This is a genomic window from Streptosporangium sp. NPDC049376, assembly GCF_044466505.1.
Taxonomy (GTDB): domain Bacteria; phylum Actinomycetota; class Actinomycetes; order Streptosporangiales; family Streptosporangiaceae; genus Streptosporangium.
This window is the reverse complement of sequence record NZ_JBITMT010000007.1, coordinates 112,380-133,797: the sequence shown is the minus strand read 5'-3', so window position 1 is coordinate 133,797 and position 21,418 is coordinate 112,380. Positions and strand designations below refer to the sequence as shown.

Here is a 21,418-nt window from a genome sequence, read left to right as displayed (position 1 = left end):
GAGTCACCCCCTGTGCGCATCCCGGCATTCCGGGACGCGAGGCTCGCGGCGCGTGGCAGACTTGGCTGGATCAATCCGGATCACCGCCCTCGTACGGTCAAAGAAGATCGCCCGTTTCGGCTCACCGGGATGGAGGATGGGGGTGGAAAGACCGGTTCGGTAGGGTTTTCCGGGGTTGAGTGGACGAATAAAGGCTGGTTAAAGCACTATGTCCTCTATGTCGGAAGTTGTCCCCTTGCCGTCGTTCGGTGAGGTGTTCTTCGACGAGCGTGGCCAGGAGCGGGTGCTCCGGGTCACCTGGCACGAAGGCACCCTGGTGCTGAGCCTGTGGCGCGGCGAGATGTGCACCGCCAGTTTTCGCATGCCCATGAACGATGTCGGGCGCCTGGTCGACACCCTCGACGAGGGGTTCGTCGAGGCCGGGGGACAGTACCCCGACGAGGTCGGCGAGACGACGGGGCAGGGCGGCTACCAGGACCCCAACGGGTTCCCCGGGACCGGGCAGTACGCCAGGCCGGCGCCTGAGGACTACGCGAGCCCGCCGCAGCAGTACACCGACCCCGCGGCCACCCAGGTGGTCCCCGCCGCCGAGGAACCGCGTCCCGCCGCGCTCAGCCCGACCGACGTGCTCGTCGCCAGAGGTGCCGTCCCGCCCGTCGAGCGCCCGCCCGCGGGATACGGTCCCGATGGCGTGGTGCCCCGGGAGAACATGATCGTCAACGACAGCCTGTCCTACGGTCAGCCCGCCGAGCAGGCTGGGCACGGCCAGGCGGAGCCGGTCTACCAGATGCCGGGCGACCTCTATCCGCCCCAGCAGCCCGCCGCCCCCTACGGCGGAGCGGCCCCGCAGGGGTACGGCGCGCAGCCCCAGGACCCGTACGGCGCGGCCAGGCAGCCCGATCCCTACGCCACGGCCCCCGCCCACCAGCCCGACCCCTACGGTGGCCCGGCCCAGCAGGCCGATCCCTACGCCGCCGCTCCCGTTCAGCAGCCCGACCCGTTCGCGCCGCAGAACCGCCCTGACCCGTACGGCGTCACGGCCCCCGCCCCGCTGCCCGCCGACCCCTACGCGTCCCAGGGCCCCGGACAGCGCTCCGGACAGCGTCCCGCCGACCCCTACGTCCAGGCGGGCACGACCGACCCCTCGGGCTTCCCGGCCCACTCCTACCCTCAGGCGCAGCCCGACCCCTACGGTTATCCGGCCCCGGCGCAGCCCGACCCCTACGCCTTCGGCGGCAGGCAGGCGGGCCATCCGGCGGACCTGAGAGACCTGTACGGCCCGCAGGGCTACCAGGAACAGCCGGGCTACCAGGAACAGCCGGTTTACCAGGAGCAGCAGACCTCCTACCAGGAGCCGCCCGCCTACCAGCAGGACGTCGACCCGTCCGACCCGCTGGGCATCTTCGGAGGCCAGCAGCAGGACAGGCGCTCGCGCTCACGCTCCCAGGAGTCGCCGCACTCGACCGGTGAGCGGCTGCGTCCCGAGCACGAGGAACGCCGCGACTGGTGACCTGACGGATCACCGAAGGGCCATCCCGTAGTCTGATCACCCGAACGGGTGAGGAGTGGGATGAACCAGGCGTCCGCCGTACAGCTTCTGGTCGTTCCGATCATCGCGATCGCGGTGGCGGCCGTGGCCAGGCGCAGGGGGTGGCCGTCGCCGCTGCTGCTGGTGTTCGCCGGGCTGGTGCTGTCGCCGTTCGTACCCGGCTACCAGCTGGACCCCGAGCTGGTCCTGCTGGTCTTCCTGCCGCCCCTGCTCTACTCCGCGGCCATCGACAGCTCCTACATGCGGCTCAAGGCGGTACGGCGCCCGGTCGCGCTGCTTTCGATCGGGCTGGTGCTGTTCACCACGCTCGTCATCGGCTGGGTCGTCCACCTGCTCATGCCGTCGCTGCCGCTGGCCGCCGCCTTCGCGCTCGGCGCGATCGTGGCGCCGCCGGACGCGGTGGCCGCCGTCGCGGTCGCCCGCAGGCTCGGGCTGCCCCGCAAGGTGGTCACCATCCTGGTGGGGGAGAGCCTCTTCAACGACGCGACCGCGCTGACCGCCTACCGGGTGGCCGTCGCCGCCGCGCTCGGGGAGGGGATCAGCTGGCTGGACGCCGTGGGACGGTTCCTCTACGCGGCCGCCGGAGGCGTGGTCGTCGGGCTGGTGCTCGCCTGGTGCCTGGCCAGGATCCTGCTGATGCTGCGGGACGCCCTGGTCGAGAACACCGTCATGCTGCTCATCCCGTTCGGCGTCTACCTCGCCGCGGAGGCCGTACACGTCTCCGGTGTGATCGCGGTGGTGATCGTCGGCCTCTACGTCGGTCATCGCATGCCCCGCGCGGGCTTCGGCACCCGCCTGCTGTCCGGCGCCGTCTGGCGGGTCGTCGACTTCTTCCTGGAGACGATCGTCTTCGCCCTGATCGGCCTGCAGCTGTGGCCGATCATGACGGAGCTGAGGGACGCCGACCCCTGGCTGCTCACCGGCATGGCGGTCGCGGTCTTCGCCGCCGCGGTGCTCTCCAGGGCCGTCTGGGTCGTGCCCAGCATCTACCTCCCCCGGGTGTTGTCGGCGGGGGTGCGCAGGAACGAGCCGAACGCGCCGTCGTGGCGCAACACGGTCGTCGTCAGCTGGGCGGGAATGCGCGGCGTCGTCTCACTCGCCGCCGCCTTCGCCATCCCGCCGGACTTCCCCGGGCGGCCGACGCTGCTCTTCCTCACCTTCGTCGTGGTGATCGGCACCCTGCTGATCCAGGGGTTGACGTTCCCCGCGCTGATCAGGCGGCTGCGGATCTCCAACGAGGAGGAGGTCTTCAACGACAACCTCACCGAGGCCGCGGCCCAGCAGGCGGCCGCCGCGGCCGAGCTGGCCCGCCTCGACGAGTTGGTCGCCGAGGGGATCGACGAGGTGCACCGGGAGGTCGTCGACCAGCTCAGGTCGCGGGCCGAGCGCCGCGCCCTCACCGCCTGGGAACGCCTCGGCGGCGGCACGGGGCCGAGGGGTGAGGAGACGCCGAGCACCGTCTACCGGCGGCTGCGCAGGGAGATGCTCGCCGCGGGCCGCGAGGTGTTCGTGCGTCTGCGCGACGAGGGGCGTCTCGACGACGAGGTGCTCAACAGGGTCATGCACGAACTCGACTTCGAGGAGGCGACCCTGGAGCGGGACTGAGGGTCCCCCTCAGCCGAGGATGTCGTCGACGTAGCACCACCGCCAGCTCTCGCCGGGCTCGAAGGAGGCGACGACCGGGTGCCCCTCCTGGGCGAAGTGGGCGCTGGCGTGCTTGTTCGGCGAGGAGTCGCAGCAGCCGATGTGCCCACACGACAGGCATCTGCGCAGGTGGACCCAGCGGCTTCCGGTCGCGAGGCACTCCTCGCACCCCTCGGGAGTGCGGGGAGCCGGGTTCTGGGCCTGGGTGAGGTGGTCGCAGGTGGACATGGTTCCTCTCGGTGGATCGTCGTGCCGGCCGTACGGCCGGAGCCGTCGCGCGGCCCGGCCCGCGAACCCGCCCCTGCGAGATCCACGGACGGCACCGTGGCGGGCCAGTCCACTCTACTTACCCCCAGGACACCCCCAAGGGCGCGGGGACCGGGCATGGGGAGTCTCCATGGGGTGACAAGGCCGATACGGTGGCGCCTGCCTGGCCGGGCACTTGGGTAGGGTCGGGGCATGCGACCCCTTCCGCGACGAATTCCCGCCATCGCCGCCTCCGGGCTGGCCGCCGTCCTCCTTCTCTCCGGCTGCGCGGAGATCCAGCAGGTCTCGGACGGCGTCGACAAGGCCCAGCAGTGCGTGCAAGCCGCGGGCATCGTCACCGACACGGTGAAGAAGCTCGCCACCCTGGCCGACGACCCCGGCGCGGCGGAGAAGGCGCTGAACGACGGGGCCGCGAAGCTGGGAGAGCTGGCGGACAAGGCGTCCAACACCACGCTCAAGCAGGCCGCGGACGACGTCTCCGAGAGCCTGAAGAACCTGAACGTCACCGACGCGCAGAGCGCCGTCGACGCCGTGCAGAAGGCGGGCAACGACTCGGTGGCCTGGATCAGGAAGTTGACCGAAGCCTGCAGCTGAGAGGCGCTTTCCCTGCCGGAGAAAAGGGGAAGGCCTCCCGCATTCCCGGGTTCTCTATGGGAAATATGGTTGAACTAGCGTCGTCAATATGGACCTATCCAGGGACGAACCGGACCCCCGATTCACCCTCGCGAACGAACGCACGTTCCTCACCTGGCTCAGCACGTCGCTCGCCCTGAGCGCGGGCGGCGTCGCCATGGCCGCCGTCTCCGCCGACGTCTTCGTCCCGTGGATGAGGACCGTACTGGCGGTCACCCTGGTCTCGCTCTCGGCCCTGTGCGCCGCGATGGCCTACCCGCGCTGGCGCAGGGTGCAGCGCGCCCTGCGCCAGGCGGCGCCGCTGCCCGAACCCGCCATCGCCCCGCTCCTGGGGTACGGCGTCGCGGCCGTGGCCGTGCTCGCCATGGTTCTCATCCTCCTGGGCCGATGATCCCCATCTGGGACGAGGGGCTGCAGAACGAGCGGACCCGGCTGGCCTGGGTCCGCACCGCCGCGGTGCAGGCGGTCGGCGGCCTGGGGGCGGGCGGTGTCGCGCTGCGCGCCGGGGTGCCCCCGGCGGCCGTGACCCCCTTCTTCCTCTCCGCGGCCGCGGGTGCCCTCCTGCTGGCCCGCACCGGCGTCCGCTACCGGCGCGTGCAGCGCGCCCTGCACGAGGGCAGTCCCCTCGACGTCCGGGTGGACGCCCTCGTCGCCTGGCTCGGCACGATGGCCGCCGCTCTCGGGGCGGCCGTCTTCGTCGTCGTCAGATAGCCACGGCGTTCGGCGCGAATATCCGGCCGGTCGGCTGTTTCCGCCGCCTAAGTACTCCTGCTTCAAGGAAAATACGGCAGGATAGCGCAGCATGTCACGGTTCGATGATCTGCCTGGCTACGCCGCGTCGATCGCCCCGCTGATCGACGCCGTCCACCTCGGCGTCCTCATCGCGGGCAGGCCGCTCGGCCGGGAACTCGTCGAACGGTCAGGACTGCAGGCGGACCTGCTGGTCGATCTCCGGTACGTGCTCCCCGCCCGCCCGCTCACCCGGCGAGGGCTGGCCGCGCTCTACCGGTACAACCCGTTCGACGACAACGAGATCGGGGTCCAGCTCGCCCAGGGGACCCTCGTCACCGACCACGACGGCGCCCTGCGCGCCACCCCCAGGGCGCTGGCCTTCATCACGGAGCTGTACGGCCTGCACACGACGGTGACCGGGGAGATGTGGGCCGGGCACGCCGAACGGCTGCCCGAGCTGGCCGGCCTCGCCGGGCGGCTCGTCGAGGCCTCGGCGGACAGCGGTGGCGAGGCCTTCGCCCAGGCGGCGCCGCCGTACGAACCGGAGGGGACCTCAGAGGGGGTGCTGCTGTTCAACCGGCTGGCCGCGCTGCGTTACCACCGGGCCGACGCCCACGCCGCCGCGTGGGAGGAGGCCGGTCTCACCGCCACCCAGATCGTCGGCCTGTCCTCCGGCCCCTCCCGCGAGCGCATCGAGGAGGACACGAACCGCAGGGCCGCCGTGCCGTACGAGGTCCTGACCACCGGAGAACGGCAGTCACTCCTGCTGGGCCTGAGCGCCCTCGGTCACTAGGAGCTGCCCGGGCACCTGCTGGCCACTGAACACGGTCCGGGCCGTACGGGGAGGTGAACGGGGTGGCGTCCGGGACCTGTGGGCCCCGGACGCCGGGGGAGTGTTCCCTTCCCCTGGACACTCCCCAGGTCAGTACCAGTTTCTTGACCGGAAATGACCCCACGCGCCGCACGGTGACCCGTAGCGGCTCTTGATGTAGCGCAGACCCCAGTGGATCTGCGTGACCGGATTCGACCGCCAGTCCCCGCCGACGCCCCTCATCTTCGAACCAGGCAGGGCCTGGGGGATGCCGTAGGCACCCGAAGAGGGGTTGTGCGCCTGGTGGTTCCAGTTGCTCTCCCTGGTCCAGAGACTGTCCAGGCACTGGAACTGGTCGCGAGACCACGAACGGCGCGCGACGAGGCGGAACGCGATCGCCTTGTTCCTGCTTTTCGATGTTCTGGCGGCCGTTCTGACCTTGGGCACGGTCCTGGTGACCCAGACGGCCCGGTGGACCCTCCTGACCTGAGGACTCACGGCCGCGGCCGCGGCCCTCCCGGTCCGGGCGGCCTCCTCGGACGCCGCGGGGCCGCCGGCGGTGCCGGTCGCCTCGGTGGTACCGGCGTTCGTGGTCGTCGTGATGTCGTCGGCCCGTCCGATGGACGCCGAACCGACCACGGTCGAGGCGGCGATCATGCTCAGAACGGTGTTGCGCAGAACACGGTTTCTGTCCACTTTCATCCTTGTCCGCTGGCCGCGTGCGGGAAGGCGCGTGGAACCGGAGTCCCCGCGCGCTCGACGATCCGGCACCCGTGGCTCGGGCGGGGACGCCCGCGTGGTCTCGCCGGCCCGTTTCCGGCATGAGACACCGCGACGTGTTTCCTAGGCGGCTTTCTAGTACGCCGGAGGAGCGGCGACGGGCGCCTGGGACACGTGCGGGGAAGGTGTTTGCCCGATCTTCGCGGCATGCGGGTGGTTCGGCGGTGATCACCTGACCGGCGGTGATCTGCCTGGAGACCGGCGGGAGACGAAAATCACCCCGCCTTGGGGTTTGGATCTAGTACCAGCCGTGGGAGCGGAAGTGCGCCCATGCTCCGCACGGCGAGCCGTAGCGTTGCCGGATGTAGCCGAGGCCCCATCTGATCTGTGTTCTGGGGTTGGTCCGCCAGTCCCGGCCCGCGTCGGCCATCTTCTTCCCGGGCAGTGCCTGGGGGATTCCGTACGCGCCGGAGGAGCGGTTGTGCGCCCTGTGGTTCCAGTTGCTCTCCCTTGTCCAGAGTCGCCGGAGACAGTCGAAGTTGGCGCGGCTCCAGCCCCTGGCGGCCACCATGGGTGCCGCGAGGGCCTGGTTGCCCCGCAACGCGGACGACGAGGCGGCCGCGGGGGAGACGTCGACGACCGTGGCGGTGGTGCTGACGGCGAGCGCCATGAGGCCCAGCGACAGGCTGGTACGGCGTGGCGTCGGCATAGGAAAGTGACCTTTCGCCGGTTTCGGGGGACGCCGTCACGATGCCCCAGTGATTTCCAGCGGGCCAGCCGACAGGCTTTGTCAAGCCTTCTGTCAAAGATCGGTTAGAAAAAGATCAAGTGCCTGCTCAGGGGGCCGTCGAATCACCTGTGGCGTCCGTCACATTTCCTTTCCCGGGTGTCATAACTCTTGGATGTGACAGCGGGTTTAGGGTGCAGATCATGAGCATTCGTGATATTCCTCTGCGCACTCTCGCCGACGCGCCGACGACCCTCGCCGAGCTGGCCGGGGACGGCGCCGCCCTCGTCGTGAACGTCGCCTCCCGCTGCGGCCTCACCCCGCAGTACTCCGGGCTCGTCGAACTCCAGCGGACCTACGGCGGGGCGGGTCTCACCGTCGTCGGGGTCCCCTGCAACCAGTTCATGGGGCAGGAGCCCGGCAGCCCCGAGGAGATCCAGGAGTTCTGCTCGACCACCTACGGCGTGGACTTCCCGCTGCTGGCCAAGACCGATGTCAACGGTGAGGGGCGGCACCCGCTGTACGCCTCGCTCACCGAGACCCCGGACGCCGAGGGGACGGCCGGGGACGTCCAGTGGAACTTCGAGAAGTTCCTGGTCTCGCGTGAGGGCGAGGTGCTGGCCAGGTTCCGGCCGGGCGTCGAGCCCGGCGACCCGGCCGTCATCGCGGCGATCGAGAAGACCCTCTAGGTCCGCAGCTTCCCCTCACGATCAGCTCGGTCGGCAGAAGCACACCGCGCGGGCGCCTGCCGCCCGCGCGGAGCACGAGTTCGGCCGCCCGGTAGCCGATGTCCCGCGCGGGCTGGGCGATCACCGTCAGCGGGGGAGAGCACAGCTCGGCCCAGGGAACGTCGTCGAACATGATCAGTGACAGGTCCCTGGGCACCCGTACGTCCAGCTCCCTCGCGGCGAGCACGGCGGCCTCGCCCAGCAGGTTGCCCCCGGCGAGCACGGCGGTCAGGTCGGGCCGGTGCTGGAACAGCCCGGCCGCCGCGGCGTAGGCGGAGTCCCTGGTGCCGCGCGCCAGCACGATCAGCTCCTCGTCGACCAGGGGGCCCAGCGCCTGGCGGAAGGCGGTCAGGCGCTGGGACTGCCCGGGGCCGCCGAGGTAGGCGATGCGTCGATGGCCCAGGCCCGTCAGATAGTCGATCGCGGTCCGCACGCCCGCGCGGTCGTCGGCCAGCACCGAGGGCACCTCGTCGCGCCCGCCCGCGCTCCGGTGCGCGAACACCGTGGTGAGCCCGGCCCGCAGCGTCGGAGCCCAGATCTCGCCCTCGCCCGAGGGCACCGCGATCACCCGGTCGACGCCCTGTTCGACCAGCATGCCGATCAGCTCGCCCTCGCGCTCCTCGTCGTCGCCCGTGGCGCCCAGGATCACCGGCTCGCCCGCCGAACGGGCGCAGGCGAGCACGCCGTCGGCCAGCCGGCCGTAGAAGGTGTCGGTGATGTCGGGCAACAGCAGCCCGATCCCGCCCGAGCGCTGCTGGCGCAGGTTACGGCCGAGCGCGCTCGGCCGGTAGTCGAGCTGGGCCGCGACGGTCAGCACCCGCTCCCTGGTCTCGGGGCTGGCCGACCCCCCGGACAGAACCCGCGAGACCGTTGCCACCCCGACCCCCGCCGCCTCCGCGACGTCCTTGATGGTCGTACGACGCATGCTCATGGAAACGATTCCATCATGTTTTCAGTATTCGATCCAGCGCGGAGAGATAACGGAAGCGCCGCTGACAAGGTAGTACCGGCTGAGGGGTTGACAGGGATCTTCGTTTCCGGTGAGATTCATGAAAACGTATCCACATCGGGTGAACGCGGGTTTGGCCCGAGGCGCTAAGGACTTCCATGGCATCCATCGTTCTCAGCAAAGTCGACAAGATCTACGCAGGCGGTGTCAAAGCCGTGAACGGCCTTGACCTTGAGATCAAGGACGGCGAGTTCATGGTGCTGGTCGGCCCGTCCGGCTGCGGCAAGTCCACCGCTCTGCGCATGATCGCCGGCCTTGAGGACATCAGCGGCGGCGAGATCTCCATCGGGGGCCGGGTGGTCAACCACCTGCCGCCGAAGGACCGCGACATCGCCATGGTCTTCCAGAACTACGCGCTCTACCCGCACATGACGGTCGAGGAGAACCTCGCCTTCGGCCTCAAGCTCCGCAAGATGCCCAAGGCGGAGATCTCCAAGAGGGTCAACGAGGCCGCCAAGATGCTCGGCCTTGAGCAGTACCTCAAGCGCAAGCCCGCCGCCCTGTCCGGTGGTCAGCGTCAGCGTGTCGCGATGGGCCGCGCCATCGTGCGTGAGCCGCAGGCCTTCCTCATGGACGAGCCGCTGTCCAACCTGGACGCCAAGCTCCGTGTCTCCATGCGCGCCTCCCTCAACACGCTGCACGACCGCCTCGGCGTCACCACCGTCTACGTCACCCACGACCAGGTCGAGGCCATGACCCTCGGCGACCGGGTCTGCGTGCTGCGCGACGGCCTGCTCCAGCAGGTCGACACCCCGCAGAACCTCTTCGACAGCCCGGTCAACCTCTTCGTCGCGGGCTTCATGGGCTCACCGTCGATGAACCTCGTCAACGCCGAGCTCGTCCGCGGTGACGGCGGCGCCTTCGTCTCGTTCGCCGGCATCAAGCTCCCGGTGCCCAACCAGAGCTTCACCGACAAGCCCGGTCTCGACCAGTGGCTCGGCAAGAAGGTCATCCTGGGCGTCCGGCCCTCCGACTTCGACGACGCGGCCGCCGCCAGCGGCGCTCCGGGCCACTGGAGCCGCCTGCAGGTGCGCGCCGAGGTCACCGAGGAGCTCGGCTCCGAGATCAACGTCCTGTTCCTGATCGACGCCCCGCCGGTCCAGCACCAGGACACCGTCGCCGCCGCGGACGCCGGTGAGGACGAGGAGACGACGCTGCCGCTGGTCGGCGACAAGTCGCTGTGGACCGCCCGCGTCAACTCCCGCAGCCACGTCCGTCCCGGCCAGAACGTCGAGCTGGTCGTCGACACCCACAACCTGCACTTCTTCGACCCGGTCTCCGGTCTGTCGATCGGCCACCCGGCCAACCTGCACGTCTGACCGATCCGAGTACCGGAAGGGCCCGCGCCGCAACCCCCTCCTGCCGCGCGGGCCCTTCCTTCTCCGTTTCCGTTCCTCCCGGCTGTCTCCGATCATCTCCGGCCGAGACGCCGGGAGACACCGGCCGCGAGACCGCGGGGCACCAGCCTGCTCACCCCGACGATGACCTTGTAGCGCAGGTCGGGCACGCTCACCCGCTTGCCGAGCGCCAGGTCGCGCATGGACTCGTTCACCACGTCGTCGGCCGACAGCCACAGGAAACCGGGGATGCCCGAGGTGTCCATCGAGGCGCGTTCGTGGAACTCGGTCCTGACGAACCCCGGGCACAGCGCCATCACCCGCACGCGCGTCCCCACCAGCTCGGCGGCCATCGACTCGCTGTAGTTGACGACCCAGGCCTTGGAGGCGCTGTAGGTGCCGCGGTTGAGGAAGGCCGCGACTGACGCCACGTTGATCACCGCGCCCCGGTTCCGCTTGCGCATGCCGGGCAGCGCGGCCATCGTCAGCCGCAGCACCGCCTCGCAGTGCACCTTCAGCATCCGCAGCTCGTCGGCGACCGGGACGTCGAGGAACGAGCCGGGATGGCCGAAGCCCGCGTTGTTGACCAGCAGGTCGACCCCCTGGCGCAGCCGCGTCTCGACCCGCTCCAACCCCTCGTCGGTCGCCAGGTCGGCGGCGAGCACCTCGGCCTCGACCCCGTACCGCAGGCGCAGGGACTCGGCGGCGGCGCTCAGCCGTTCCTCGTCGCGGGCGACCAGGACGAGGGAGAACCCGTCGGCGGCGAGCCGTCGCGCGAAGGCGGCACCGATGCCGGCCGTCGCGCCCGTGATCAGTGCTGAAGGCATGTCCGCAGTCTAGTTCCTGTGATCGGAAACGCTCGCGGGCCCACGACGCATGATTGGGACATGAGGAATATGTCGATCTCCCGTGGGACCGGGCCGGGAGCGGCCGCGTTATGCGCGGCCCTGTTGGTCTCCGTCTCGGCCTGCTCCACCCCCGCCCCCACCCCCGCCGAGGCCCCGGCCGCCGCCTCGCCCGTACGGTTCACCGAGCTGGCGCGGCTCGACATGCCGGTGGCGATGGCCGTACGCAAGGGCGACCAGACGCTCTACGTCGCCGAGCAGACCGGGCGGCTGCGCGCGGTGAAGGACGGCAAGGTCGCGCCGGAACCCGTCGTGGACCTCTCCGCCGAGGTGAGCGGAGGAAACGAGCAGGGCCTGCTGGGCGTCGCCTTCCATCCGGACGGCGGTCACCTCTACCTCGACTGGACCGACGCCGAGGGGCACACCCACGTCACCGAGTGGGCCTTCGACGGCGTCAGGGCCACGAACCGCAGGGACGTGCTCTTCCAGCGGCAGCCGTACGCCAACCACAACGGGGGGCAGCTCGCCTTCGGGCCGGACGGCTACCTCTACATCGCCCTCGGCGACGGGGGCAGCGGGGGAGACCCGCAGGGAAACGGCCAGAACACCGGGACCTGGCTGGGCAAGATCCTCAGGATCGACCCGCGTGGCACGCCGTACCGGGTGCCGCAGGACAACCCCTTCACGGCCACCCAGGGGGCGAAACCCGAAATATGGGCGTACGGCCTGCGGAACCCCTGGCGGTTCTCCTTCGACAGGAAGACGGGCGACATGTGGATCGGGGACGTCGGCCAGGACTCCTGGGAGGAGGTCGACTTCGCCCCGAAGGGCAAGGGCGGCGTGAACTACGGCTGGAACCGCAGGGAGGGCAAACACGACTTCCGAGGCGGCCAGGCCACAGGAACGGCCGAACCGGTCATCGAGTATCCCCTGCACGAGGGCGGGAACTGCTCGGTCATCGCCGGGCACGTCTACCGGGGAACGCGCGTCCCCGCCCTGTCCGGGCGCTTCCTCTACGGCGACTTCTGCGCGGGCTGGGTCAGGACGACCCCCGCCGACCGGCCCGGGGCCGGTGAGGAGGTGGGCAGGATCGAACAGCTGTCCTCCTTCGGTGAGGACCACGACGGCGAGCTGTACGCCCTGAGCCTGTCCGGCCCCCTCTACCGGATCGAGGCGGCGACCGGCTGACCGGCGTCAACGCCCGGAGAACAGTCCGCGATCCTTCGGCAAGCATCTCGCGGGGCGCGCGGGCCGCCCCCGCCGCGGCCGGTACCACGGACTGCGGGGAGGCCCCACCCGTGTCTCCCCTGAAGTTCACCACCGGCGGGGGAGTTCGAGATGACCGCAAGACGTGTGACGCCCATCCTTCTCGGCATGGCCCTGGTCGCGGCCGGGCCGATGTTCACGGCGACCGGGGCGGGCGCGGAACCCGTCCCCGAACCGACCGCGCACGCCCAGCCGTCGCCCCGGCTGGGCGACGACGGCCAGAACCTCGCGGAACGCGAGTTCACCGGCCGCCATTTCGCCGACCGCAAGCTCTCCAGGAAGTTCGCCGCCTACCTGAGGAAGCGCTCCGGCAGGCAGCAGCCCGGCGGGTTCACCCTCTCCCCTCCGCGGAAGCCGTGACCCTTCCCAGGCGGCGGGCCCGGAGCGGGGCGACGGGATAGCGTCCCGGCATCCGCACCAGGAACGCCAGAAGCCCGGCACCGGCGCAGACGACGCCGGGGAGCGCGACGGCCCCCGGCACCCGGCCGAGCATCACGTACATGCCGAGCAGGCCCGCCGCGGTGGCCGCGGCGCTCATGACCAGGGCGACCTGCCGTGCGGTGAGACCCGCGGCGACGCAGCGGTGCGCCAGGTGGTCCGGGCCCGCCAGCAGCCAGGGGCGGCCGGCCCGCTGACGGGCGGCGACCGCCAGGCAGGTGTCGAGCACCGGGACGAAGGCGAAGAGCAGCAGCGCCGGGACGACCGTGACCGGCTCCGCCTGGCCGGAGACCGCGACCGCGCTCGCCGCCAGGGTGAAGCCGACGAACAGCGGGCCCGCCTTGCCCATGCGAATGCGGGCGGGGCTCCAGCCGTGGGCGGCGAAGCCCACGCAACCACAGGCCAGCGAGAACAGGAGCAGGGCGAAGGCGGGCTGGCCCGAGGCGAGCGCGGTGACGGCCAGGATGCCCGCGCCCACGGCTCCGACGCCTCCGAGCACGCCGTCGGTGTTGTCGATCATGGCGAACGCGTTGGCGACGAACACGATCCACAGCAGCGTGCCCGCCATGTCGATCCAGGCGCCGAAGATCTCGACGCGCACCCCGGATGCCACGACCAGGGTCGCGGCGACGCTCTCGACGGCCAGCCGCCACGCGGGCCGCAGCCGCCTGCAGTCGTGGATCACTCCGAGCAGGGCGACGAGGACGCCGCTCATCATGATCATGATGAGCTGGAGGTTCCACTCGCCGGCCAGCGCCGTCGTGGGCAGCAACGTTCCCGCCGCGACAGCCGGTCCGCCGAGCCGGGGCGTCGGGCGCCGGTGCGGCCGGTACGCCCCGGGACGATCGACGATCTTCAGCCGCAGGGCGAACCGCCGGGTGAACTCGGTGAACACGGCCACCAGGACGAACGCCGCCGCGCCCGCCGACGCGATGACGGTGAGGGACTCCCCGGAGACCACCGCGGAGATCACCGGGCGCTCCCGGCACCCGGCACCCGGCGGATCGTCCCGCGGGGCACGTTCCCCACGGAGGCACCACAACGCCGCGGTCTCACATATGGCTTCGCACGGGCGGCCCCGGTTGCGCCGGTCGCAACGATCTTCACGGTCAGTCACCTCTCGCTAGCTCGGCGGCCGTGCGCACGACGGACACGTTCCCCGGCCCCCTCGCAGGTGCCGTTCTCGTGCCGGTCCGGGACGGTGACGTGTCCGGCCGTAAACCCACCCGGCGTCCCGCACCGGGTGCCTTTCACCGACGGGCCCGTCCGGTGTCCCTCACCGACGGATCACGGACGTGCTGGAGAAGTTAGCCGGGAGTCCGCCCGCTCCTTCGCGGCTATGGCGATGGCGGGGAGATGTTTTCCCATCCCCTGCCGACGCATGGCCGGGGCATGGCGGGAGCTGCGGAGGAGGGCACAGTGGGAGGCACAGGGGGAAACGCAGGGGGCCGTGTGATCGGGCTGCCGCCGGGGTGCTTTCCGGGGGAACCGGATGCCCGGTTCCCCCGAGGGCGACTCAGCCGAACTCGCCGTCCTTCACGCCGCCGACGAAGGCGTCCCACTCACCCTGAGTGAAGGCCAGCGCCGGGCCGCCGGGGTCCTTGGAGTCACGGACGAGGTAGAGCGCGTCGGCGTCGGCCTTGTGCGCCGCCAGGGCCGGGTCACCGGGGACGACCGCGACCTCCACGCAGTCTCCTCCGTTGGTGCTGCGGCTGCTCTTGCGCCATACGACGCTGGACAGATCCATCGATGGTCCTCGCACTCTCTTTCTATGGACTGGAACATCGCCTCGCCATCTGGGCGATGAAGGTGGCCGACGCCTCCGCGCCGAGAGCCAGTGCCGACAGGCTGCCGAACATGAGGGTGTAACGGCGCACCTCCTCCGGGTCCTCGGGCATGAGCCCGCTCGTGGCCTGCTCTAGGTAGACCAGATCGGGGTCTTCGGGCTCGGGGAAGCTGAGCAGGCAGAACTTGCCGTCCATCGCGGCGTGCGCCCCCGAGGAGAAGGGGATGACCCTGATCTCCACGTTCGGCAGCCTGCCGAGCCCGACGAGGTGTTCAAGCTGCTCGCGCATCACCGCGCGCCCGCCGATCTGACGCCGGAGTACTGCCTCGTCGAGTAAAGCGACGAGCTGGATCGGGTCACCGGGGCCGTGCAGCAACTGCTGCCGCGAGATGCGCACGGAGACCTTCTCATCGACCTCGGAGGGGGCCTGGGTCATGGCGGTCGCCTCGATGACGGCTCGTGCGTACGGCTCGGTCTGCATCAGGCCGGGCACGACGAGCGGTTCGTAGGTGCGCACCACCGACGCCTCCGCCTCAAGCCCGATGTAGGAGTCGAAGCCGGGTTTCAGCGCCTGCCGGTGCCGGTGCCACCAACCCCGCTGGCGGGCCTCCCTGGCCATCTGGATCAGGGAGTCGCGGGCCTCCCCGGTCACGCCGTACACATCGGTGAGGACCGACACGTCTGAGGGTTTCGGACGGGTCAAACCCGTCTCGTATCTCCAGAGAGTGGTGTCGGTGGAGCCGATCCGTTCAGCCACCTCCACCCGCGTCAGTCCACTGTTCTCTCGCAGACGGCTCAGTTCAGCCATCAGACGGCGGTGCCGCGCCGTTGGACTACGCCGGGGAGCCATGGTGCATACCTCCGTTCCAATGACAACGAAACTGAGGAATCTCAATATGAGCTATTGAAGTCCCTGATAGAACAGTTCACCGTGAGTGAGTGTGCCATCTCAGAGCGCGACGCGCATGGGAATGTGTGTGTCGGGGAGCGAGGCCAATCATGGCGGTCGTGCAACGGATCCAGCCGCTGCGGTCAACGATGTTCCTGCGGGGCGTGCCGGAGGCCGTCTCCGAGGCGAGGGACCGGGTCAGGGGCTTTCTCGGTGAGGGACACCCCGTGTCGGAGGACGTCGTCCTCCTGGTCAGCGAGGTGGTGACGAACTCGGTGGTCCACTCCGCCTCCGGCACGGGCGGGCAGGTCGCGATGACCGTCGAACTCGGCGCGCAGAGCGTGCTGGTCGAGGTGTCCGACGCCGGATCGGGCGCGTCCGCGCCGCACGTGCGCAACGACCCGCAGGCCGAGAACGGCCGGGGGATGTTCCTCGTCGACCTGCTCGCGAACCGGTGGGGCGTCAAGGACGACCGCCGGGGCGGGCGGCGGACGGTCTGGTTCGAGATCGGCTTCTGACCGGGGTGCTTTACTCTGCGGAGTCGATGCCTGACTCTCGGTTGAGGTGCGTGGATTCCGAGACGCGCCGGGAGAGGAGATCAGGTGAGACACCGTTCGATCATGGTGCTCGTGGTCCTGGCGCTGTCGTGTCTGGGCGTCACCACCGCGGGCGCGTCCGGAGACCCGCCGCCGAGCGGCCAGTACCGCGTCCAGGGACCCGATGATCCGCGCCGGCGCAGCGCCGTCGCGGCCACCGGAGCGGTGATCGACCACGTCGAGGAGTCCTCGGTCGTGATCACCGCGGGGGACGCCGAGGTCGAGGCGATCAGAAGGCTGGGCTACACGGTCACGAGGATTCAGGGACCCCCCTCCCGCGAGGCGAGGCCGTTCGACTTTCCCGCCGCGGACTCCGGCTACCACAACTACGCCGAGATGACCGCCGAGATCGACCGGATCGTCGCAGCCCACCCCTCGATCGCGCGCAGAAGCAGCTACGGCACCTCCGTCCAGGGACGCGACCTGATCGCGGTGAAGATCAGTGACAACGCGGGAACGGACGAGAACGAACCCGAGGTGCTGTTCACCCACCACCAGCACGCCAGGGAGCACCTGACCGTGGAGATGGCGCTGTACATCCTCCACCTGCTCACCGACGGCTACGGCGCCGACTCCAGGATCACCTCCCTGGTGAACTCACGGGAGATCTGGGTCATGCCGGACCTCAACCCGGACGGCGGCGAGTACGACATCTCCAGCGGCTCCTACCGGCTCTGGCGTAAGAACCGCCAGCCCAACGCGGGCTCGTCGTACGTGGGGACCGACCTGAACCGCAACTGGGCCTATCGGTGGGGCTGCTGCGGCGGCTCGTCGCGTTCACCGTCGAGCGAGTCCTACCGGGGCCCGGCACCCGAGTCCGCGCCCGAGGTCAGGGCGGTCGCCGACTGGGTGCGCGGCAGGGTCGTCGGCGGCGTGCAGCAGATCAAGGCGAACATCGACTGGCACAGCTACAGCGAACTGGTCCTGTGGCCGTACGGCTTCACCTACGACGAGATCGCCCCCGGCATGACGCGGGACGAACACGACGCCCTCGCCACCCTCGGCGCGAACATGGCCTCAACCAACGGCTACGAGGCCATGCAGTCCAGCGACCTCTACATCGTCGACGGAGCGATCGACGACTGGCTGTGGGGCACCTACAAGATCTTCAGCTACACCTTCGAGATGTATCCGGCCGACTCCCCGCCGGGCTTCTACCCGCCCGACGAGCAGATCCGCCCGCAGACGACCCGCAACAGGGAGGCCGTGCTCCACCTGCTGGAGTACGCCGACTGCGTCTACCGGATCATCGGCAAACAGTCCCGGTACTGCGGCGCCCGGCAGGCCTGACGCGGGCCGTACGGCGGGGCGGGATCAGGGGCGGCAGATCAGCTCGCCGTGGAGGATGGACAGCCAGCCGTCCCGCTCGGCGGCCCAGGCCAGCCAGCCACGGGAGATGCGGCGCAGGTCGTCCTCGGTCGCGACGCCCGAGGCGAGGGCCTGGCCGGCCATGTCGGACTTCAGGATGCGTTCGGCCCACATGCCGCCCCACCAGTCGCGGTCCTCGGGCGTCGCGAAGCACCAGGCGGAGGCGGAGGCGGTGACGTCGGAGAACCCTGCCTGGTGCGCCCAGGAGAGCAGCCGCCGTCCCGCGTCCGGCTCGCCGCCGTTGGCCCTGGCCACCCGCTGGTAGAGGCTCAGCCACTCGTCGAGCTCCGGGGGCCTGGGGAACCAGGTGAAGGCGGCGTAGTCGCTGTCGCGGACGGCGACGACCCCACCGGGCGCGCAGACCCGGCGCATCTCCCGCAGCGCCTGGACGGGGTCGCCCACGTGCTGCAGCACCTGGTGGGCGTGGACGACGTCGAAGGCGTCGTCGGGCAGGTCGAGGGCGTGCACGTCGGCGACGGCGAACTCGACGTTGGACAGCCCTCGGCGCTCGGCCTCGGCCCTGGCCAGGGCCAGCGCGTCCTCGGTGACCTCGACCGCGGTGACCGTCCCCGGCGCGACCAGGGCGGCCAGCTCCGCGGTGATGGTCCCCGGCCCGCATCCCACGTCCAGCAGGGACATCCCGGGGCGCAGGTGCGGCAGGAGGTAGGCAGCGGAGTTCTCCACCGTGCGCCAGCGATGCGAGCGCAGCACCGACTCGTGGTGCCCGTGGGTGTAGACGGCGTTCTTGAACGTCATGGCGGATCACTCCTTCGGTCGATCTATCCGAACCGTAGCATCTATCTCATATTCCAAGAGAGGTTGTCTCAATATGTGGTCGTTACGGATTTCGCATCATTCGGACACTTGCTGTCACAGTGGGGCGCGCTCACACTCGGGTCCGGTACCGGCGTTCCGGTACCGGCGTCGCCGTGGGGGTGGTCCTCGTGACCGAGGAGTTCAGCACAAGTGAGACCTGGCCGATGGAGTGCCTGCGTTGCTGGCACGTCTGGCAGGAGAAGTACGTCGTCCGTCATCTGACCGACGCGCACGGCCACGACGTCGTCGTGTGGCTGCGCGGGGGAACGCCGGTCCAGCCGCCCTGGTCGGGAACGAGCTGTCCCGGCTGCGGGCACAGCCGCGTGGCGGCCTTCCCGCCGGGAAGCCGCCCGATCCCGGTGGCGGAACCCGCCGCCGTGGCCGTCCAGCCTGTCACCGTGGAACCCGCCCCGGCTCCGCTCCCCGCCCCGGCGCACGACCGCACGGGCGGCCGACGGCGGGGAGGCATCCGGGTCCCCGGCCTGACCCGGCAGCCCGCACTGCTGTACGCCCTGCTGGGGATCGTGTTCCTCCTGGTCACAGGCTTCGAACTGGTGGAACGAGTGGCGATCCACCACTGATCCCCGCAACCGGTGACCCAACCGGCCGCGACTTCGCAGGCCCGACACAGGGACCCCGAGCTCAACATCCGGGGAAGGCGTGGCCTTGTGCTTCCCCGGCCCCAAGCGTGAGGGGTGTCGGTTTGTGCTTTCCCGGCCCCAAGCGTGAGGGGTGTCGGTTTGTGCTTTCCCGGCCCCAAGCGTGAGGGGTTTCGGCTTGGGCGCGTCGGTGTCTGGACTGAGGAGTGAGGGAGCGAAGCGGACGAACGACGAGGGAAGACACCGACCCGAAGCGTCCAAGCCCGCGACGCCGAAGGCACCGCAAAGAGACACAGGGGCCGCGCCGCAGCACGCGGCCCCTCGTGTGCCCCCGGCAGGGCTGCGGCCCTTCCAGGCGGGTGACGTCGCGCCCCGCCGTACCGGAGGGTTCCGGTACGGCGGGCACGCCGCCGCATGGGGGACGGGCCGGCGCCGTCACCCGCGTGGCGGGGCCACGCGGGGAGGTCACTCGCCTGCCGGGACCCGCAGGCCGCCGGGGGCGTCCGCCCGTCTCACCGGAAGACATCCCGCGATCATGATGGGGAGAACCTCCCGGATGGGCAAAGTCAGAGCCTGAAGTCCAGATCGGGGATGATTTCGGCGACGTCCATCTGGGCCTTCTGCAGCCTGCCGGAGTAGTCCCAGTTCAGGGCCTGCCAGCGGGTGAACTGGTCGAGCACCCACACTCCCGACTGGCGGCTGCCGTTGCCGGACTTGCCGTTTCCGCCGAAGGGCAGGTGCGCCTCGGCGCCCGAGGTGGAGTTGTTGACGCTGACCATGCCCGCGCCGATGCCCGAACGGAACCGGAAGGCGGCCTTCGGGTCGGTGGTGTAGATGGAGGAGGAGAGCCCGTAGCCGGGCCGGTTGGCGAGTCCGATCGCCTCCTCCAGGGTGGTGAAGCCGGTCACGCCCACGATCGGGCCGAACGTCTCCTCAAGGAACAGCCGGTCGTCGGGCCGCACGCCGTCCACGACGACGGGGTGGTAGTACAGGCCGCCCTCGCCGGTGAAGTTCCTCCGGGGGTTGTCCGGGGTGATCCTGCCGACCGGCCCGGAGACGACGCTGTGGTGCGGTCCGATCCAGCCGAGATACTCCTCGAAACGGGCGGCGAACCTCTCGTCGAGCAGCGGCCCGCACAGCACGTCCCCCGAGGGGTCGCCGATCGCGGCGTCGGCGACGGCGCGCGTGTAACGGGTGAGGAACTCCTCGCGGACGCTCTCGTGGACGATCACGGTGCCGAGCGAGGTGCACCGCTGCCCAGCCGTGCCGAATCCGGCGAACAGGGCTCCCTCGACCGCCAGGTCCAGGTCGGCGTCGGGCATGACCACCATCGGGTTCTTGCCGCCGAGTTCGAGGCAGGGCGACTGCAGGTGCCGTCCGCACAGTTCGCCGATCCTGCGGCCGACCTCGGTCGAGCCGGTGAAGCCGACCTTGTGCACGGTGCCCTCGCCCAGCGCGGTCTCCAGCCCCCGGTAGGCGGTGGCCCCGTCGGTGAGGACCAGGTTCAGCACACCGTCGGGCAGCCCGGCCGCCGTGAACAGCCGGTGGAGCGCGTGCGCCGAGGCGGCGGCGTACTCGGCGGGCTTCCACACGACGGCGTTGCCCGCCAGCAGCGCCGGGACCAGGTACCACGAGGGCACCGCGACCGGGAAGTTGCCCGCCGTGATCACCGCGGCGACCCCGACCGGGACCCGGAAGGTGAACAGGCTCTTGTCGGGCATCTCCGAGGGGACGGTCTGCCCGTAGAGCCGCCTTCCCTCGCCGAGGAAGAAGTCGCACGTGTCGACGATCTCGCGGACCTCGCCCAGTGCCTCCGCGTACGGCTTGCCGATCTCCCGGGTGACGAGCCGGGCGAGCGTCTCGGCGTTCGCCTCGACCAGCCGTCCGATCGAGGCGATCACCCTGCCCCTGACGGGCGCGGGGACCGCGGCCCACTTGGTCTGCGCGGCGGCGGCCGTACGGCAGGCGGCGGCGAACGTCTCCGCGTCCGCGAGTCCGACCCGTGCGACCACCTCGTCCAGATGGGCGGGATTGACCGACTCGTAGACGTCGCCGGGCGTTCCTGACGTCTGCTTCCCCCCGATGACGGAGATGATCTCATCGGTCACCGTTGACCTCCTCGTATCGTTGTGATCGCAATTCTTCCCCCGGGGAACGGGGCCGTCACGCCCACTCGACCCGCGTCAGACCATACGGAAGTCGGCGAAGTCGAAGCCGGGGGAGACCACGCAGCTCACCAGCACGCCCTCCTCCCCCGTGGGCCGGGCGGCCTGCCAGGTTCCCGCGGGAACCAGCGCCTGCGGAACCTGGCCCTGCTCGACCAGCGGGCCGAGCACGATCGTCTCGGCGGGCTGGCCCTCGTGGCCGCCGAGGGTCAGGGCCAGCGGGCCGCCCCTGTGCCAGAGCCACACCTCGTCCGAGCGGACCACGTGCGGACGGGACTCCTGCCCCGGTTCGAGCAGGAAGTAGATGCCGGTCGCCGTGGCGCGAGGGCCGTCGTAGCCGGCCGGGGTGAGAGCGACGGAGGTTCTCCAGGTCTCCCGGTACCAGCCTCCCTCGGGGTGGGGCAGCAGATCCAGGGCTTCGGCGAGCGCGGGACGCGTTGTCGTCATTGCACCGATCCTAGGCCGCTCTTTTTGTCGGCGACGTTGGCTAGCG

Annotated in this window: 24 protein-coding genes; 13 read left to right on the top strand and 11 right to left on the bottom strand. The window is 70.4% G+C overall.

Features of this window, described 5'->3' with window-relative positions; translation table 11 throughout:
* Positions 1–217: 217 nt before the first annotated feature.
* Positions 218–1,510 carry a hypothetical protein gene (locus tag ACIBVQ_RS20085; protein ID WP_399179069.1) on the top strand — a complete coding sequence of 431 codons (1,293 nt, stop codon included), beginning with the start codon at positions 218–220 and terminating at the stop codon, positions 1,508–1,510.
* Between the two features lie 60 nt (positions 1,511–1,570).
* On the top strand, positions 1,571–3,154 hold the full coding sequence (locus ACIBVQ_RS20080; RefSeq protein WP_362911544.1) for a Na+/H+ antiporter: 1,584 nt from the start codon (positions 1,571–1,573) through the stop codon (positions 3,152–3,154).
* 9 nt (positions 3,155–3,163) lie between these two features.
* On the opposite strand, the gene ACIBVQ_RS20075 is transcribed toward ACIBVQ_RS20080, so the two are convergent.
* Positions 3,164–3,421: a UBP-type zinc finger domain-containing protein gene (locus tag ACIBVQ_RS20075; RefSeq protein WP_352011474.1), complete on the bottom strand. Its 258-nt coding sequence runs from the start codon at positions 3,419–3,421 to the stop codon at positions 3,164–3,166.
* A gap of 231 nt (positions 3,422–3,652) precedes the next feature.
* Here ACIBVQ_RS20075 and ACIBVQ_RS20070 point away from each other — a divergent pair, with 231 nt between their 5' ends.
* The 4 genes from ACIBVQ_RS20070 to ACIBVQ_RS20055 all read left to right on the top strand — a co-directional run bounded on the left by ACIBVQ_RS20070 (position 3,653) and on the right by ACIBVQ_RS20055 (position 5,618).
* Positions 3,653–4,054, top strand: coding sequence for a hypothetical protein (locus ACIBVQ_RS20070; RefSeq protein ID WP_352011475.1), 402 nt, complete (start codon positions 3,653–3,655; stop codon positions 4,052–4,054).
* Positions 4,055–4,142: 88 nt separating this feature from the next.
* The gene (locus ACIBVQ_RS20065) at positions 4,143–4,484 is read left to right on the top strand and encodes a DUF202 domain-containing protein (RefSeq protein ID WP_352011476.1); all 342 of its coding nucleotides are present in this window, start codon (positions 4,143–4,145) and stop codon (positions 4,482–4,484) included.
* The gene (locus ACIBVQ_RS20060) at positions 4,481–4,804 is read left to right on the top strand and encodes a DUF202 domain-containing protein (protein WP_352011477.1); all 324 of its coding nucleotides are present in this window, start codon (positions 4,481–4,483) and stop codon (positions 4,802–4,804) included. Before ACIBVQ_RS20065 ends, ACIBVQ_RS20060 begins: the two co-directional genes overlap by 4 nt.
* Before the next feature lie 91 nt (positions 4,805–4,895).
* Positions 4,896–5,618, top strand: coding sequence for a hypothetical protein (locus ACIBVQ_RS20055; RefSeq protein ID WP_399179066.1), 723 nt, complete (start codon positions 4,896–4,898; stop codon positions 5,616–5,618).
* A 129-nt stretch (positions 5,619–5,747) separates the two neighbouring features.
* On the opposite strand, the gene ACIBVQ_RS20050 is transcribed toward ACIBVQ_RS20055, so the two are convergent.
* Together ACIBVQ_RS20050 and ACIBVQ_RS20045 are read right to left on the bottom strand one after the other, a co-directional pair.
* Positions 5,748–6,338: a lytic transglycosylase domain-containing protein gene (locus ACIBVQ_RS20050; protein WP_399179064.1), complete on the bottom strand. Its 591-nt coding sequence runs from the start codon at positions 6,336–6,338 to the stop codon at positions 5,748–5,750.
* A gap of 316 nt (positions 6,339–6,654) precedes the next feature.
* Complete coding sequence (locus ACIBVQ_RS20045; RefSeq protein WP_352011480.1) at positions 6,655–7,065, bottom strand: transglycosylase SLT domain-containing protein; 411 nt, start codon at positions 7,063–7,065, stop codon at positions 6,655–6,657.
* A 221-nt stretch (positions 7,066–7,286) separates the two neighbouring features.
* Here ACIBVQ_RS20045 and ACIBVQ_RS20040 point away from each other — a divergent pair, with 221 nt between their 5' ends.
* Entirely contained in the window at positions 7,287–7,772 is a 486-nt protein-coding gene (locus ACIBVQ_RS20040; RefSeq protein ID WP_352011481.1) for a glutathione peroxidase, read from the top strand.
* Here ACIBVQ_RS20040 and ACIBVQ_RS20035 read toward each other — a convergent pair.
* Positions 7,744–8,742, bottom strand: coding sequence for a LacI family DNA-binding transcriptional regulator (locus ACIBVQ_RS20035; protein WP_352011482.1), 999 nt, complete (start codon positions 8,740–8,742; stop codon positions 7,744–7,746). The genes ACIBVQ_RS20040 and ACIBVQ_RS20035 overlap by 29 nt on opposite strands.
* A gap of 176 nt (positions 8,743–8,918) precedes the next feature.
* On the opposite strand from ACIBVQ_RS20035, the gene ACIBVQ_RS20030 reads away from it, so the two are divergent.
* Positions 8,919–10,139: a sn-glycerol-3-phosphate ABC transporter ATP-binding protein UgpC gene (locus tag ACIBVQ_RS20030; RefSeq protein WP_352011483.1), complete on the top strand. Its 1,221-nt coding sequence runs from the start codon at positions 8,919–8,921 to the stop codon at positions 10,137–10,139.
* A gap of 92 nt (positions 10,140–10,231) precedes the next feature.
* Here the strand turns inward: ACIBVQ_RS20030 and ACIBVQ_RS20025 are convergent, their stop codons facing one another.
* Positions 10,232–10,984: an SDR family NAD(P)-dependent oxidoreductase gene (locus ACIBVQ_RS20025; RefSeq protein ID WP_399179060.1), complete on the bottom strand. Its 753-nt coding sequence runs from the start codon at positions 10,982–10,984 to the stop codon at positions 10,232–10,234.
* A 69-nt stretch (positions 10,985–11,053) separates the two neighbouring features.
* On the opposite strand from ACIBVQ_RS20025, the gene ACIBVQ_RS20020 reads away from it, so the two are divergent.
* Entirely contained in the window at positions 11,054–12,190 is a 1,137-nt protein-coding gene (locus ACIBVQ_RS20020; RefSeq protein ID WP_399179058.1) for a PQQ-dependent sugar dehydrogenase, read from the top strand.
* A gap of 150 nt (positions 12,191–12,340) precedes the next feature.
* Entirely contained in the window at positions 12,341–12,628 is a 288-nt protein-coding gene (locus tag ACIBVQ_RS20015; protein ID WP_352011486.1) for a hypothetical protein, read from the top strand.
* On the opposite strand, the gene ACIBVQ_RS20010 is transcribed toward ACIBVQ_RS20015, so the two are convergent.
* From ACIBVQ_RS20010 to ACIBVQ_RS20000, 3 genes are all read right to left on the bottom strand, one after another.
* Positions 12,600–13,679, bottom strand: a complete 1,080-nt coding sequence (locus tag ACIBVQ_RS20010) for an MraY family glycosyltransferase (RefSeq protein ID WP_352011487.1) — start codon at positions 13,677–13,679, stop codon at positions 12,600–12,602. The two genes, ACIBVQ_RS20015 and ACIBVQ_RS20010, sit on opposite strands and share 29 nt — an antisense overlap.
* A gap of 543 nt (positions 13,680–14,222) precedes the next feature.
* A complete protein-coding gene (locus ACIBVQ_RS20005; protein WP_352011488.1) occupies positions 14,223–14,453 on the bottom strand; it encodes a DUF397 domain-containing protein in 231 nt (76 codons plus the stop codon).
* 22 nt (positions 14,454–14,475) lie between these two features.
* Positions 14,476–15,300, bottom strand: a complete 825-nt coding sequence (locus ACIBVQ_RS20000) for a helix-turn-helix domain-containing protein (RefSeq protein ID WP_399179055.1) — start codon at positions 15,298–15,300, stop codon at positions 14,476–14,478.
* A 191-nt stretch (positions 15,301–15,491) separates the two neighbouring features.
* Between ACIBVQ_RS20000 and ACIBVQ_RS19995 the strand changes: the two genes are divergently transcribed.
* Together ACIBVQ_RS19995 and ACIBVQ_RS19990 are read left to right on the top strand one after the other, a co-directional pair.
* A complete protein-coding gene (locus ACIBVQ_RS19995; protein WP_362775630.1) occupies positions 15,492–15,899 on the top strand; it encodes an ATP-binding protein in 408 nt (135 codons plus the stop codon).
* A gap of 84 nt (positions 15,900–15,983) precedes the next feature.
* A complete protein-coding gene (locus ACIBVQ_RS19990; protein WP_399179052.1) occupies positions 15,984–17,267 on the top strand; it encodes a M14 family metallopeptidase in 1,284 nt (427 codons plus the stop codon).
* 24 nt (positions 17,268–17,291) lie between these two features.
* Here the strand turns inward: ACIBVQ_RS19990 and ACIBVQ_RS19985 are convergent, their stop codons facing one another.
* Complete coding sequence (locus ACIBVQ_RS19985) at positions 17,292–18,101, bottom strand: methyltransferase domain-containing protein (protein ID WP_352011492.1); 810 nt, start codon at positions 18,099–18,101, stop codon at positions 17,292–17,294.
* 188 nt (positions 18,102–18,289) lie between these two features.
* Here ACIBVQ_RS19985 and ACIBVQ_RS19980 point away from each other — a divergent pair, with 188 nt between their 5' ends.
* The gene (locus ACIBVQ_RS19980; RefSeq protein ID WP_399179050.1) at positions 18,290–18,742 is read left to right on the top strand and encodes a hypothetical protein; all 453 of its coding nucleotides are present in this window, start codon (positions 18,290–18,292) and stop codon (positions 18,740–18,742) included.
* 584 nt (positions 18,743–19,326) lie between these two features.
* Here ACIBVQ_RS19980 and ACIBVQ_RS19975 read toward each other — a convergent pair.
* Both ACIBVQ_RS19975 and ACIBVQ_RS19970 read right to left on the bottom strand, forming a co-directional pair.
* Positions 19,327–20,868 carry an aldehyde dehydrogenase family protein gene (locus ACIBVQ_RS19975; RefSeq protein ID WP_399179048.1) on the bottom strand — a complete coding sequence of 514 codons (1,542 nt, stop codon included), beginning with the start codon at positions 20,866–20,868 and terminating at the stop codon, positions 19,327–19,329.
* Positions 20,869–20,943: 75 nt separating this feature from the next.
* Complete coding sequence (locus ACIBVQ_RS19970; protein ID WP_352011495.1) at positions 20,944–21,372, bottom strand: cupin domain-containing protein; 429 nt, start codon at positions 21,370–21,372, stop codon at positions 20,944–20,946.
* Positions 21,373–21,418 lie beyond the last annotated feature (46 nt).

Bases quoted from the DNA above. Each gene is read 5' to 3' on its own strand.
- ACIBVQ_RS20085 (WP_399179069.1), top strand. From the start codon at position 218: ATGTCGGAAGTTGTCCCCTTGCCGTCGTTCGGTGAGGTGTTCTTCGAC.
- ACIBVQ_RS20080 (WP_362911544.1), top strand. From the start codon at position 1,571: ATGAACCAGGCGTCCGCCGTACAGCTTCTGGTCGTTCCGATCATCGCG.
- ACIBVQ_RS20075 (WP_352011474.1), bottom strand. From the start codon at position 3,421: ATGTCCACCTGCGACCACCTCACCCAGGCCCAGAACCCGGCTCCCCGC.
- ACIBVQ_RS20070 (WP_352011475.1), top strand. From the start codon at position 3,653: ATGCGACCCCTTCCGCGACGAATTCCCGCCATCGCCGCCTCCGGGCTG.
- ACIBVQ_RS20065 (WP_352011476.1), top strand. From the start codon at position 4,143: ATGGACCTATCCAGGGACGAACCGGACCCCCGATTCACCCTCGCGAAC.
- ACIBVQ_RS20060 (WP_352011477.1), top strand. From the start codon at position 4,481: ATGATCCCCATCTGGGACGAGGGGCTGCAGAACGAGCGGACCCGGCTG.
- ACIBVQ_RS20055 (WP_399179066.1), top strand. From the start codon at position 4,896: ATGTCACGGTTCGATGATCTGCCTGGCTACGCCGCGTCGATCGCCCCG.
- ACIBVQ_RS20050 (WP_399179064.1), bottom strand. From the start codon at position 6,338: ATGAAAGTGGACAGAAACCGTGTTCTGCGCAACACCGTTCTGAGCATG.
- ACIBVQ_RS20045 (WP_352011480.1), bottom strand. From the start codon at position 7,065: ATGCCGACGCCACGCCGTACCAGCCTGTCGCTGGGCCTCATGGCGCTC.
- ACIBVQ_RS20040 (WP_352011481.1), top strand. From the start codon at position 7,287: ATGAGCATTCGTGATATTCCTCTGCGCACTCTCGCCGACGCGCCGACG.
- ACIBVQ_RS20035 (WP_352011482.1), bottom strand. From the start codon at position 8,742: ATGAGCATGCGTCGTACGACCATCAAGGACGTCGCGGAGGCGGCGGGG.
- ACIBVQ_RS20030 (WP_352011483.1), top strand. From the start codon at position 8,919: ATGGCATCCATCGTTCTCAGCAAAGTCGACAAGATCTACGCAGGCGGT.
- ACIBVQ_RS20025 (WP_399179060.1), bottom strand. From the start codon at position 10,984: ATGCCTTCAGCACTGATCACGGGCGCGACGGCCGGCATCGGTGCCGCC.
- ACIBVQ_RS20020 (WP_399179058.1), top strand. From the start codon at position 11,054: ATGTCGATCTCCCGTGGGACCGGGCCGGGAGCGGCCGCGTTATGCGCG.
- ACIBVQ_RS20015 (WP_352011486.1), top strand. From the start codon at position 12,341: ATGACCGCAAGACGTGTGACGCCCATCCTTCTCGGCATGGCCCTGGTC.
- ACIBVQ_RS20005 (WP_352011488.1), bottom strand. From the start codon at position 14,453: ATGGATCTGTCCAGCGTCGTATGGCGCAAGAGCAGCCGCAGCACCAAC.
- ACIBVQ_RS20000 (WP_399179055.1), bottom strand. From the start codon at position 15,300: ATGGCTGAACTGAGCCGTCTGCGAGAGAACAGTGGACTGACGCGGGTG.
- ACIBVQ_RS19995 (WP_362775630.1), top strand. From the start codon at position 15,492: ATGGCGGTCGTGCAACGGATCCAGCCGCTGCGGTCAACGATGTTCCTG.
- ACIBVQ_RS19985 (WP_352011492.1), bottom strand. From the start codon at position 18,101: ATGACGTTCAAGAACGCCGTCTACACCCACGGGCACCACGAGTCGGTG.
- ACIBVQ_RS19970 (WP_352011495.1), bottom strand. From the start codon at position 21,372: ATGACGACAACGCGTCCCGCGCTCGCCGAAGCCCTGGATCTGCTGCCC.